The organism is Actomonas aquatica, from assembly GCF_019679435.2.
GTDB lineage: Bacteria > Verrucomicrobiota > Verrucomicrobiia > Opitutales > Opitutaceae > Actomonas > Actomonas aquatica.
On the sequence record NZ_CP139781.1, the window covers coordinates 787,540 to 800,333 of the forward strand.

Genomic DNA, 12,794 nt, shown 5'->3' on the forward strand with positions numbered 1-12,794 from the left:
CCGGTTAACTCAAGCTCCGATATCCGGGCAGCTACCCCGAATTTCGCCCCAACAACAGGCGCAGCGAGTTGAGGCACACCACCACCGTGCTGCCTTCATGCGCGGCCACACCAACACCGAGCGGCACGATGCCTGCGATCGAGGCGAGCGCCATCAGCACCACCACGCCGAGCGAGATGGCGAGATTTTGCCGGATCACAGCTTTGGCTCGCCGGCTCAAACGCATCGCCGACAACACATTCTCGATGCGGTCCTCCATCAGGATCACCTCGGCCTGCTCCAGCGCGGCGTCGCTGCCGCGCGCGCCCATGGCGACACTCACATCGGCCGCCGCCAAGCTCGGGGCATCGTTCACGCCGTCGCCGACCATGGCCACCCGCCGGCCGCCGGCCTTGAGTTCACCGATCGCCGCCACTTTGCCCTCCGGCGAAAGCCCGGCGCGGATTTCGCCGATGCCGAGCGTCTCGGCCACCTTCTCGGCCGTCTGGCGTCGATCGCCGGTCAACATCACCGACTTCAGCCCCATCGCATGCAGCCGCGCCAGCACCTCTCCCGACGCCTCGCGAATCTCGTCTTTGAGCAGCACGCGACCGACCAAGTCGTCGCTCACCACCCACACTTCCGCAAACTCCGGTGGGGCCGGCGGCAGGTCCTGCGCCCATTGTGCCAGCGGACCCGTATCCAATAATTCACGACGGCCGAGCAGCACCTTGCTCTCGCCCAGTCGACCGCGCACGCCCTGCCCGGTCAGAGAGTTGAACTCGTCCACCTTGCGTTCCTGCACCCCGCGCTGGCGGGCATCCTTCACGATGGCCCGCGCGATGGGATGTTCCGAGTTGGCCTCGAGCGCCAGCGCCAGTTCCATCACCTCGGTCTCCCGTCCGGCAGGCAGACTCTCATAGCCGACAACGGTCAATTCGCCAGTGGTCAGCGTGCCGGTTTTGTCCAGCGCCACCGTGCTGACTTCGGCCAGCTTTTCGATCGCGCCGCCCCCGCGGAACAACACGCCGTGTCGCGCGCCCCACGCGATCGCCGCCAGCACCGCCGACGGAATCGAAAGGACCAGCGCACACGGGCTCATCACCACGAGCAGCGTCATTGCTCGATAAAACGCCGAGGTCTGTTCTCCCATGTTCACAAAGGGGCTCAGCCCAAAGCCGAGCCACCACACCAAAAACATCACGGAGCAGATCCCCAAGACCAGCAGCGTGTAGGTGCCGCCAAACTTGTCGGTAAACCGTTCGCTCGGCGCCCGTAGCTTCTGCGCCTTTTGGATGAGGCGGATGATCTTCTGCAGCGTGCTCTCCGCCGGCAGTCGCTCCACTGCAAACACGACCGATCCCCACAGGTTGAGCGTGCCGCTGAACACGTCGTCGCCCTCGCCTTTGTCGACCGGCACCGATTCGCCGGTCAGCGTCGACTCATCACTGGCACTCTTGCCCGACAACACCCGACCGTCCGCCGGATACGCGCCGCCCGGCTTCACCCGCACGTGATCACCGATGGCCAATGCCTCGACCGGCACCTCGACCTCACGGCCGTCGGCCTCGACGCGCAATGCCTGCTTCGGCGCACTCTTCAGCAGGGCATCCACCTCCCGATGGGTGCGATCCATCGCAAACGCCTCCATCGCGCCCGACGCCGAGAAGAGAAAGAGCAACAGCGCCGCTTCCTCCCAAGCCCCGATCGCCACCGCGCCCACCGCCACGGCGAGCATCAGAAAGTGGATATCCAATTTCTTGTGCCGGATGTTCTCCCACGAATCGATGGCCGCATCCCAACCGCCGGTGATCAGCGCAATACCAGCCAACACCCACACCACCATCGGCGAAGCTTCGACGACATGCTCGGCCACCCAGGCCGCGATACCAAACACGCCGCAGGCTCCGGCCAACCCCGCCAGCAAGCGCCAGTCCTCCTCGTGGTCGTGACCATCATCGTCGACTTCGCCATCCTCGGCGGGCTCCGGCCAGGCAAACTCTCGCCACCGCCAGAAGCGCGGCGCAGTCGAGCAGGTCGGCCCACTCATCTGCGTGCCCTCCGCGGTCTCCTCCACTTGGAAGGCCGTCGGCACCACCGCCCCCGCCTCGCTGGCCCGCGCATCCTCGGCCTCCCATTTGGCTTCCAACGCCTCCATCACGGCGCGCAGTCGCTCTCGCAAAAGACCTTCATCCACCTCGCCCAAGGTCGCGACTGCAACCTTGCGGGCATTGCGATCGACTCGCAATGCCTCCACCCCGGGCGTGCCGTGCAAAAACTCGGCCAACGCCTCCGCCCAACTCGGTGAAGCTGTGGACTTTGCCATACATCCTAAAGTCTTCAATTCGTCGTAGTCGGCAAATCCGAATTGCAGCTCTGCTCGCCTTTCGTGACGGTCCCCGATTCCTCCGCGTTCGCGCATGATCGGCCTCTCCGAATACGACGACTCCCTGCCTCCGCCTCCGCCGCCTTCCCACGCGCCGGAGCTGGTGCCGTATTTGTTCTCCGAGGACGGCGTGCTGACCTCCGCGCTCGAGCTCGAGTATCGCCCCCAGCAAGACAGCATGGCCCGCGCGGTCGCCGCCGCCCAGTCGACCGACGAACCGTTGCTCTTCGAGGCCGGCACCGGCGTCGGCAAGTCCCTCGCCTACCTCCTGCCCGGCATCATCCAAGCAGTCGACCAACAGCGCCAACTCATCGTCTCCACCCACACCATCGCGCTGCAGGAGCAGCTCGACAAAAAGGACCTGCCACTCTGCCGCCGCGTCTTTTCGAGCGACGAGCGCATGGAGCCATACGCCAATTTCAAATCGGCCGTCCTCGTCGGCAAAGCCAACTACCTCTGCACCACGCGCCTCGCCAGCGCCTTGCGCGACAAACAGGAACTCTTCGCCAGCACCGAACACAGCGAACTCCAGCGCATCGCCGTCTGGGCCGGCTCGACCGAAACCGGCCTGCGCCACGAACTCACCCCGCCGCCGTCGCCCGACGTTTGGGAGATGGTCAACGCCGACTCTTCGTCCTGTTCGCGCAAATACTGCAACCACGAGTCCTGCTTCTACCAACGCGCCCGTCACCGCCTGCGCGAGGCGCACGTCATCATCCTCAACCACTCGCTGCTTTTCACCCACATCTCCGCCGGTGCCGGGGAACCGAGCGGGGCGCGCGGCGTGCTCTTCCCCGATGATTTTGTGGTGCTCGACGAGGCCCACACCGTGCCCTCCGTCGCCACCGAACACTGCGGCCTGCACCTGAGCTCCTACGGCACCGACCGCATGCTCAAACAGCTCTACAATCCGCGCACCCGCAAAGGCCTCCTGGTCAAACACGGCGGCCCCGCCGACCGCCAGCTCGTCGAGGACGCCCTCGAAGCCGCCACCCAGTTCTTCGCCTTCCTCCACGACAAACTTCTCCTGCAACAATCCGTCGTGCGCGTTCGTGAGGAAGGTTTCGCCGAGCCCTGGTTGGAGGGACCGCTCGGCGCGCTGCATCGCTCCGTCCGCAAGCGGGCCGACGACCTCGATGATGGCCGCGAACGCGACATCCTGCTCGAGCACGCGCGTCGCATCGGCACCTACCAGACCAGCATCCGCCGCTTCCTCTCCGTCGCCGATTCCGATCAGCACGTCTATTGGCTCGAGCGCTCCGGTCGCCGTCAAACCATCATCACGCTGCGCACCGCGCCCATCGACATCGCGCCTTTCCTGCGCGACGAGTTGTTCGGCAAAGGCACCTCCATCACCTGCACCAGCGCCACCCTCGCCCTCGCCGGTCGCATCGATCCGTTTAAGAAACGCATAGGGGCGGACAAGGTGCCCGGCGCGATTGAACACTCGCCCTTCGATTACGCGCGCAACTTCCGCGCCTTCGTCGCAACCGACATCCCGCTTCCCACGCGCGACCAGGCCCGCCTCGCGCTCGATGTGCTCACCGACTACATCGCCTATTGCGTGCAACGCGTCTCCGGCGGCTCGCTCGTGCTCTTCACCAGCTACGCCGACCTGCGCCACGTCGCGACCGCGTTGGAGCCCATCCTGGCCAAAGCCGGGCGCCCCCTGCTTTGCCAAGGCGCTCAACTCTCCCGCACCGCCCTCGCCCAAGAGATGCGCGACGCCGGCAACGCCGTGTTGCTCGGCACCGACAGTTTTTGGACGGGCATCGACATCCCCGGCCCCGCGCTCTCTCAGGTCATCATCACCCGCCTGCCCTTTGAAGTGCCCACGCATCCCGTGCTGGAGGCGCGCACCGAATGGATCCGCGACCGCGGCGGCAACCCCTTCAACGAACTCACGCTGCCCGAAGCGTTGATGAAGTTCCGCCAAGGTGTCGGCCGCCTCATCCGTTCCGCCACCGACCGCGGCATCGTCACCTTGCTCGACGCGCGCATCGTGCAAAAGCCCTACGGACGCTGGTTCATCGAAAGCCTGCCCATGCACGACCTCACCCGCATGGACCGCACCAACCGCGACCACCGCTTCCTGCCCTTCGAATAGACCGCAAGGTCCAACCGCAGCTCACGCAGGAAACATCGACGTCGAGTCAGCTCAAAGGTGGACGCGGACGTCCCCGGCCGTGTCTGGCAGTGGATCGGAGGCGGCAGCCCGGTCTCCGACCATCTGCGTGATCTGCGGTTAAGAAAAATCCCTGTAGCACTCTCTCCTTCCGCCGCAACACCGGCTTGCCCAACCAACGCAAACCGTCACTATCCGCCGCCGTGCCGGAAACGCCCCCCATCGCCTTGCGCACTGCCGCCATCACCGACATCGGACGCGTTCGCCGCCAGAACGAGGACCGCTTCCTGCGCGATGATGAGGCCGGCGTCTACGTCGTGGCCGATGGTATCGGCGGACTCCCCGGCGGCGCCGCCGCCGCCCAATCCTGCATCGACGCGATCGAGGCTCAGCTCCCCGCCTTCGCCTCGCTCAAAACCGCCGCCGATCTCGTTCCGGTTCTCCACGAAGCCAACCAGCAGGTGCTCGATCTCGGCCGCCGCGTCAGTCCCGGTCTCGGCATGGGCACCACCGTCGTGTGCACCGCGATCAAAGGCGACCGCCTCTTCCTCGCTCACGTGGGCGACTCCCGCTGCTACCTCGTGCGCAACGGCGAAGCCCAAATGCTCACCGAGGACCACTCGCTCGGCAACGACCTCGCCAAATCCGGGGCCCGGCCGCCGATGGATTTTGACGAGCATCAACTCTCCGCACTCACCCGCTGCATGGGCCAACCCGAACCGCCCGAAGTCGACGTCGCCGAGGAAACCCTGCGCTCCGGCGACATCCTCCTACTCGCCACCGACGGCGTTTCCCGCGTCATCCCCGACACCGAACTCCCGGGGCTGCTCAACGGCGAGGAACCGCTCTCACAGCGCCTCGCCAACCTCATCGAATTCGTCAACGACCGCGGCGCCCCCGACAACTCCACCGCCGTGCTCATCGCCGTCGATTGAGCGCCCCTCACACCTTTTCATGTCCGCCGATCGCATTGCCCGTTTCACCACCCTCGTCGAACAACAGCCGGATAACGTCATGTTCCGGTTCAGCCTCGCCCAAGCGCTCGAAGCCGGTGAAGACCCAACCCTCGCGATCCCTCATTATCAGACCTGTGCCGCAGCCAAAGCCGACTGGATGATGCCCCGCATCCTCCTCGGCAAACTCCTGCTCAAACAAGGCGACATCACCGCCGCCCGTCCCGTCCTCGAAAACGCCCTCCAACTCGCCATCGCCCAGGACCACGAAGACCCGGCCATGGAACTCCAAGCCATCCTCGAGGACCTCCCCAAAGCCCCCTGACAAGGAACGAAACCGCGGGCAATAACCGCAGATCACGAAGAGCGGCGCAGATACTCATCCACCGGCGGTGAGGCAGTGAGATCATAACCACAGATTTCACAGAAAACTCCGACCTGTAGTCGCCACAAAAGGTGGACGCGGACGTCCCCGGCCGCGTCTTGCAGAGAATCGGAGACGGCGGGGTGGTCTCAAATCATCACAGCATCAGAGCCCCAAGCGGGTCGTCCTGATTCGCTGCTGGATCTGCGACCATCTGGGTTATCTGCGGTTAAGAAAAACCCTGCCCATGCACGAGCTCACTCGCATGGACCGCTCCAACCTCGCTCACCGCTTCCGCCCTTCCGAGGAGACCGCGAGATTTAACCGCAGATCGCGCAGATAAGCACAGATACCGATCCACCGGCGGAGAGGCAGTGAGATTCTAACCACTGAGTTCACAGACCGCTCCACCGCCGCCGACCCACCGCAACACGCGGCCGAGGACGTCCGCGTCCACCTTGCTATCCAGTCCGCCAATCTGTGGAATCTATGCAAACTGTGGTTCACTCCCCCCCCATCCACCCACCCCGCATCCTGATTTAGGATTTAGTGCCTAGGATTTAGGATTTAGCCGCGCTCGCCGCGGCATATGCGTCACGCAAAAGTAACTACGCTCGCCTCGCCCCCGGACCTTCCGTCCGCCAAGCGTCGGTCATGCGGGTCATCCTCACGTCCCACGGCTCCACCGGCGACATCTACCCGGTCATCGCGTTGGCGGTCGCCATGCAACGCGCCGGCCACAGCGTGCGCTTCGCCACCATCCCTCACTATCAGGCCGACGTCGAAGCCGCCGGCATCGAGTTCCTGCCGCTCTGCCCCGATTGGGAACAGGCCGACCTCAGCTACTGGATGGGCCGCCTGCAAAAGATCCGCACGCCCATCTACCAGCTCCGCGAGCTCTACGTCGGCGCCCACAAATACATCCCCGAGATGATCCGGCGCATGGACGCCGCCATGCCCGGCACCGACCTGGTCGTCTCGTCCTACCTCTTCCCGATGAACAAAGGCATCGCCGACCGTCACGGCGTGCCCTTTGCCACCCTCGCCTTCGCGCCCCACGTCATCCCCTCACCGGATTACCCGCCCGAAAACCTCCCCTCTCCCGCCTGGCTCGGACGCCGCACCCGTCGCGCCTGGAACCGCTGGCTCTGGCAATCGGCCAACGCCATCGTCGATCGCGTCATCAACCGCACGGTTGCCCCCTCCCTCCGCGCCGCCGGTCTGCCCAAGGTGCGCAACTTCTTCTCCAAGCCCGCCGATCGCGTAATCGTCACCCTGCCCGACGCCCTCTTCCGTCGCCCCGACGCGCAGATCGACGACCGCTTCCGCTTCACTGGCTACTGCCGCTGGCAGGCGCCCACCGACGACGCCCTCGACGCCGAAGTCGCCGCCTTCACCGGCGGCCAGCCCGTGCCCATCGTCTCCTTCGGCAGCATGGTCTACGAACACGCCGGCGCCTTCATGGAGCGCTTCGTGCGCCACTGGCCGAGCGACCGCAAAATCATCGTGCAGCGCGGCTGGGCGCAGTTCCCCCGTCTCGGCGACGAGTCGCACATCAAAGTCATCGGCAAGGTCTCGCACGACCAACTTTTCCGCCACGCCAGCGCCATCATTCATCACGGCGGCGCCGGCACCACCGCCAGTGCCCTGCACGCCGGCAAACCGCAGATCATCGTCCCGCACATCGGCGACCAAACCTTCTTCGGCATGGAAATGGAACGCCTCGGCGTGGGCCAGCGCCTTGGCAAAACCTGGTGGCCGGAAAACCTCCACCACGCCCTCGACAAACTTTTGGCCGATCCCACTCGCGCCGAACGCGCGACCGAGATAGCGACAAAACTCCGCGCCGAAGACGGCCCCGCCCAAGCCATCGCCGAACTCGAAGCCTACGTCGGCACCAAGGGGCTCCAGGCGGTAGGCGCAAAGCGGTAGGCGGAAGCTAGGGGCTGGGGACTGGTCGCTAGGTGCTGGCCGTAAGAACCAGAACTTAGGATTTAGTCCCTAGGATTTAGGATTTAAGGCAGGGCAAGTCCTGCCTCCTCAATACAACGGAATCCCGTATTTCGCGGCCATCTCCTCGCGCACATCCTCGGCGTCCCAGACGATGCCGGTGTGCGGTGTGGCCGTCGGAAACGTTGGGTAGCACTTGATCCGCAGCGTGAAGACCGGAAATGCCATGGGAGTGGCACCGGTTGTGGTCACGGTGGCGGTGGTCGGTTTTGCTGAGGCAGAGCCGCCACTCGAACCGCTGCCGGAGGACGAGGACCCAGACGACGATCCCGCTGCCGGCGGCACGGTGACCGTGGTGGTGCTCGTGGTCGGCATATACTGGGTTACCTGACTGTAGAGCTCTCCCTCTACCGCGAAATGGGTGAAGCCATACTCGATCGCCACCTCCGCCGCGCGCAGCATGCAGTAGTCATGCAGCTGGTCCTGGTAGAGCGACGTGTTCGATTGGTAACTCACGTCGAAAGTATCGGGGCCGGTGCGGCTGAAGGAATGTCCGCCGTTCACGCCATGGGATTGGTATCCGACCATACAGCCGGAAAGCAGCAACAAGGGTGAAAGGAACGAGGCGAGCAGCGCAGTCTTTTTCATGAGGGGTAGGTATTGAGGTGGTTGGCCAGCCGATCGAAGAACGACCCGTTGGGACTTCGCTTCCCATTGTTAGGTTCCCTGATTCAGTTCGTGTCTGGGACGAAGTGCGGAGCGCGCCACCCCAATCCGGCGAGGGTGAAGTAGCCGCGTTGGAGGGCCTCGACAACGTGGTCGCCTGCAGGACCCACTCTCCGCAGATGCCCATCCTCCACCCGTGAGGCAGCGCGAACAGGACCCCATCACGAAAAAACACAGATCCTCCGGGGTGGACGCCGACCTCCGGGCGGCGTCAGCGTCCTTCTGGCTCGTTTATTGCCGTCTGTCTGGATGTAGCAGCGGCCGTGTCGGCCGCTCCCGGTTGCCTCTCAGCATCGACGCCGGCAACCCGAGCGCGCCCCCGGGGCCGATCCGCCTCTATCGCCTGGCCACGCTCAGCCCTCCTCCGCCAAAGCTTCGGCGGTCATTTTCCGCCCGTTTTCGGGCAGAATTGCCAGACACCCGCGATCGCGGGTGAAAATCCCTCTTACGGAGTTGAGCGGCCTCGGCCGCTTCTGAAGTCAGCATTTTTGCCTGCGGCAAAAATGGTGGCAGGGGCGGGATTTGAACCCGCGACCAAAGGCTTATGAGTCCTCTGCTCTACCCCTGAGCTACCCTGCCGTTCAGTGGGAAGGCGGAGGCAAAATCCCCGCCCCGCCCTTGTCAAGCGCCTGACCCGAGGAAATTTCCCCGCTTCAATCCCCTCCCGGCGTTTTCGCGAGCCGGTTGCCGCCGGTGGCCGACCCCCATGCGCCTCCTTGGAAGCAAATTGGGGCGATGCGCGCTGCGCCTGGCGATGCGCCAAACCATCGGAATGCGACTGAGTGACTGCGGATTGCCGGCTATCACCTGGATCGGGCTAGAATAGGCGAGCGCAGAGGCGGTCGAAAGACCGCTGTTGCATAATGTTGCACTGCCAGCATCCTCGCCCGCCATGCGCGATTTACCCCTGTCGTCCCCTCCTCCGTTTTGTGCTCCGGTCGGCTCTGCATTTGTTTGGCTTTGCCGACTTTCGTTGCTGCTCGTCGTAGTCGGGAACCTGTCGGCGCAGGACACGCCGATTACAGTGAGGGGATCGCTCAAGACGCCGGTGCCGGCGGAGTTGCGTGGACTCCTGATCGATAACCCTTACGTGACCTTTTTCATCGATCTGGGCGAAGACGGCACAGTTTTCGACCTGATGGCCGTGGCGAGCAATCACCGGGACCTGATTCCTACCGCCACCGAAACCTTACTCGCCGCCGAATTGGAACCGGCCCAGCAGGACGGACAGCCGGTGCGTAGTCGGGCGACAGTCACGGTGCGTTTTTACGATCCCGAGCAACGGGCCTGGCAGATGGGGCTCAGTGTGCGGCCGTTCGGCAGCTCGGCCTCCGATGCCGCCGACCGTCGCGTTTACGCCTCGTCGGCCTCGTCGTTTGAATATGGCGAAAGCCCCCGGGAGCAGTTGGACGAGCCACTCAAAGGGCTGCCGCCCACCAGTCGCATCCGCGCCGAAGGCACGGTGTTGGGCGCGACCGGGCGCTGTCTGCTCGAGTTCTACATCGATCCCACCGGCAAAGCCCGCTTCCCCTCTGCCCTCGAGCGTGACAACGACGACGTCGCCATCAATGCCACCCTCCTGCTCACCCGCAGCCGCTACTCCCGACCCACCCGCGACGGCCACCCCACCTTCGTCAAAGTCCAACAGGAATTCATCTTCCAGTAACCCGAGCCAAAGGGGTCAATCTTATATCCTTGCGGTCCAACTGCCTCCCCGCACCCCAATTGATATAGTCGCCCGACTCTGCCTGCGGTGAGCGGTCCCGCAGCCTCTCCCAGTCGTTTTACGTCTCATGGGATTGGATACTTTTCTGCAGGATATTCGCATCGGGTTGCGCGTGCTGCGCAAGGAACGGGGATTTTGCTTCCTCGCCGTCGCCGTGCTCGCGCTCGGCATCTGTGCCGTCACCACGCAATTTGCCGTCGTCAACGGGGTCCTGCTGCGCGGGTTCTCGTTCCCGGACGCCGACCGCTTGGTGAGCGTGCAGATGGTCGATCCGGCCACCTTTACGCCGGCGTCGTATCAATCGCGCTTCACCACGGCCGACTTCGTTGATCTTCGGGAGCAAGCGCAGTCCTTCTCCGCCATGACCGGGTATCTGGGCAATACCACCGTCAACCTGAGCTTCGGCAACGACGCCCCGCGACGCCTGCAAGGCGGCTACGTGCCTTGGGACTTCTTTCGTGTGCTAGGGGTGTCGCCGGCGCGGGGCCGCGACTTTGAGGCTGCCGACGACCGCCCCGGTGTCACCGCCGCCATCATGTTGAGTGACGCGTTCTGGCGTTCCGCCTTTGGCGCCGACCCGCAGGTCATCGGCCGTCCGGTGCGCATCAACGGCCGCGCGGGCGAGATTGTTGGCGTCATGCCGCCGTCTTTTGCCTTTCCGAGCTACGAGCACGTCTGGATTCCCTACAACGCCGAATACCCGGTGCGCCCTCGCCACGATCCGCAGGCCAACCACATCTCGGTCGTGGCCCGCCTCCGTCCCGACGTCTCTCTCGATCAAGCCGAGGAGGAGGTGTCGGCCATCGCGCGCCGTTTTGCGACCGACTTCCCCGCGACCAATGCCGACTACACCCTCGGTTACGTGCAGCCGCTCATCCACCTCTTCACCGGAGCGGAGCTGCCCACCCTGCTCTACACCATGCTCACGTTTTGCGCCGGCGTGCTACTCATCGCCTGCGTGAATGTGATGAACATGCAGTTCGCTCGCGCTACGTTGCGCGCCAAGGAGCTCGCCATCCGTTCGGCCCTCGGCGCCACCCGCTGGCGCCTCATTCGGCAAATGCTCACCGAGAGTCTGCTGCTCGCCGCCCTCGGCGCGGTCTTCGGTGTCGCCGGCGCCTACTACGCCACCGACTGGCTCAACGTCGCCAAGGCCAACCTTACCAATCCCCTGCCCGGCTGGATGGTGTTTAACCTCGATCCCGTGGTCCTCGCCGTCGTCGTCGGCACCACCGTGGTCGCAGCGCTGGTCGCGGGGTTCGTGCCGGCGTGGCTCGCCTCCCGCGCCACGACCGCCAACGTCCTCAAAGACGGAGGCCGCGGCAACACCGGCCGCTCCGTGCGCATCGTCACCCGCGGCCTGGTGGTCGCCCAGATCCTGCTCACCACCGTGCTGCTGATCGGCGCCCTGCTCGAGCTGCACTCGATTCGCCGCCAGCAGACGCTCGACTACGGTTACGACACCACCGGGATCCTCAGTGCGCGCTTGGGCCTGATGAAGGGCGACTATCCCGACGGCCCGGCCAAGACCCGCTTTTACGAAGACCTGCTGCGCTCGCTCCAGGCGTCACCGCAGTTTGAATACGCCGCGCTCACCAGTCGCAACCGCATGTCGCTCTCGCGCTCGGCCCGGATCGAAATCGAGGGTCAGGATTACCTGCGCAACACCGACCGCCCTGTGGCTATCGTCGAAAACGTTTCGGCGGGTTACTTCGATGTGCTGGGCCTCAACCTCCTCGAAGGCCGCGACTTCACCGAACTCGACACCGACCAGCGCGAGCCGGTCGCCATCATCAACACCACCTTTGCCCAGACCCACTTCGGACGCGAGGGCCCGGTCGGACGTCGCATCCGCACCATCCACCCGACCGGCGAAAGACCCGGTCCGTGGCGGCGCATCATCGGCGTGAGCCCCGCCGTGCGTATGCACAGTCCGCTCGATCGCGAGAGTGATGGCAGCGGCTTTTTCGTGCCGTTCTCGGCCACCGCAGTCGGCCCCACGCCGGCCACCGCCAATCCCGCCAACTTCTCCACCATCATCGTGCGTCCGCACCCGGGCCAGCGTCCGCAAAGCCTGGCCCTCGCCGTGCAGGAAGCCACCGGTCGCGTGGACCCGCACCTTCCGCTCTACTATTTCCTCACGCCTGAAGAGGCGCTCGCCGGATTCCTCACCCAGAACCGCTTCATCGCCGCTATGTTTGGCCTCTTCGGCCTTGTGGCCGTGACCCTCGCCTCCGTCGGCCTCTACGGCATCATGTCCTTCTCGGTGAACCAGCGGCTGTCGGAGTTTGGCATCCGCATGGCCTTGGGCGCGGATCGTCTGCGCATCCTGCGGTTGGTGCTCACGCAAGGTGGGAAACAACTCGCCGTCGGCCTCGGTCTCGGCCTCACGACCGCCTTCGTGATAGCCACCATCGGGGGCGACACCCTGCGGGCCGCGCTGTTTGAAACCAGTCCGCGCGACCCGCTGGTCTATCTGTCGGTCGCCGTGTTGCTGACCGTGGTGGCCCTCCTCGCCCTCATCGTCCCGGCTCGCCGCGCGACGCGAGCAGATCCTATGGTCGCCCTGCGCGAGGAGTGAGGCC

Annotated in this window: 8 protein-coding genes and 1 tRNA gene; 6 read left to right on the top strand and 3 right to left on the bottom strand. The window is 64.8% G+C overall.

The genetic code is table 11. The features are described 5' to 3' along the window. Positions 1–31: 31 nt before the first annotated feature. Positions 32–2,305, bottom strand: coding sequence for a heavy metal translocating P-type ATPase (locus K1X11_RS03030; protein ID WP_221032477.1), 2,274 nt, complete (start codon positions 2,303–2,305; stop codon positions 32–34). Between the two features lie 94 nt (positions 2,306–2,399). On the opposite strand from K1X11_RS03030, the gene K1X11_RS03035 reads away from it, so the two are divergent. The 4 genes from K1X11_RS03035 to K1X11_RS03050 all read left to right on the top strand — a co-directional run bounded on the left by K1X11_RS03035 (position 2,400) and on the right by K1X11_RS03050 (position 7,739). Continuing rightward, positions 2,400–4,472, top strand: a complete 2,073-nt coding sequence (locus tag K1X11_RS03035) for an ATP-dependent DNA helicase (protein WP_221032478.1) — start codon at positions 2,400–2,402, stop codon at positions 4,470–4,472. 221 nt (positions 4,473–4,693) lie between these two features. Then, positions 4,694–5,425 carry a PP2C family protein-serine/threonine phosphatase gene (locus K1X11_RS03040; protein ID WP_324726073.1) on the top strand — a complete coding sequence of 244 codons (732 nt, stop codon included), beginning with the start codon at positions 4,694–4,696 and terminating at the stop codon, positions 5,423–5,425. Between the two features lie 19 nt (positions 5,426–5,444). After that, a complete protein-coding gene (locus tag K1X11_RS03045; RefSeq protein ID WP_221032480.1) occupies positions 5,445–5,768 on the top strand; it encodes a tetratricopeptide repeat protein in 324 nt (107 codons plus the stop codon). Positions 5,769–6,461: 693 nt separating this feature from the next. After that, positions 6,462–7,739, top strand: coding sequence for a glycosyltransferase (locus K1X11_RS03050; protein ID WP_221032481.1), 1,278 nt, complete (start codon positions 6,462–6,464; stop codon positions 7,737–7,739). 108 nt (positions 7,740–7,847) lie between these two features. Here the strand turns inward: K1X11_RS03050 and K1X11_RS03055 are convergent, their stop codons facing one another. Both K1X11_RS03055 and K1X11_RS03060 read right to left on the bottom strand, forming a co-directional pair. Then, positions 7,848–8,405 (bottom strand): CC0125/CC1285 family lipoprotein, encoded by a 558-nt coding sequence (locus K1X11_RS03055; protein WP_221032482.1) that lies wholly within the window; start codon positions 8,403–8,405, stop codon positions 7,848–7,850. Between the two features lie 582 nt (positions 8,406–8,987). Beyond that, a tRNA-Met gene (locus tag K1X11_RS03060) sits at positions 8,988–9,062 on the bottom strand. A gap of 313 nt (positions 9,063–9,375) precedes the next feature. Between K1X11_RS03060 and K1X11_RS03065 the strand changes: the two genes are divergently transcribed. Further along, a complete protein-coding gene (locus K1X11_RS03065; protein WP_324726074.1) occupies positions 9,376–10,149 on the top strand; it encodes an energy transducer TonB in 774 nt (257 codons plus the stop codon). 127 nt (positions 10,150–10,276) lie between these two features. Further along, positions 10,277–12,790: an ABC transporter permease gene (locus K1X11_RS03070; RefSeq protein WP_221032484.1), complete on the top strand. Its 2,514-nt coding sequence runs from the start codon at positions 10,277–10,279 to the stop codon at positions 12,788–12,790. Positions 12,791–12,794 lie beyond the last annotated feature (4 nt).

What these genes read in the sequence shown, in the direction of transcription:
- K1X11_RS03055 (WP_221032482.1), bottom strand. Translation starts at nt 8,405, where the DNA reads ATGAAAAAGACTGCGCTGCTCGCCTCGTTCCTTTCACCCTTGTTGCTG.
- K1X11_RS03050 (WP_221032481.1), top strand. Translation starts at nt 6,462, where the DNA reads ATGCGGGTCATCCTCACGTCCCACGGCTCCACCGGCGACATCTACCCG.
- K1X11_RS03070 (WP_221032484.1), top strand. Translation starts at nt 10,277, where the DNA reads ATGGGATTGGATACTTTTCTGCAGGATATTCGCATCGGGTTGCGCGTG.
- K1X11_RS03030 (WP_221032477.1), bottom strand. Translation starts at nt 2,305, where the DNA reads ATGGCAAAGTCCACAGCTTCACCGAGTTGGGCGGAGGCGTTGGCCGAG.
- K1X11_RS03035 (WP_221032478.1), top strand. Translation starts at nt 2,400, where the DNA reads ATGATCGGCCTCTCCGAATACGACGACTCCCTGCCTCCGCCTCCGCCG.
- K1X11_RS03065 (WP_324726074.1), top strand. Translation starts at nt 9,376, where the DNA reads ATGCGCGATTTACCCCTGTCGTCCCCTCCTCCGTTTTGTGCTCCGGTC.
- K1X11_RS03045 (WP_221032480.1), top strand. Translation starts at nt 5,445, where the DNA reads ATGTCCGCCGATCGCATTGCCCGTTTCACCACCCTCGTCGAACAACAG.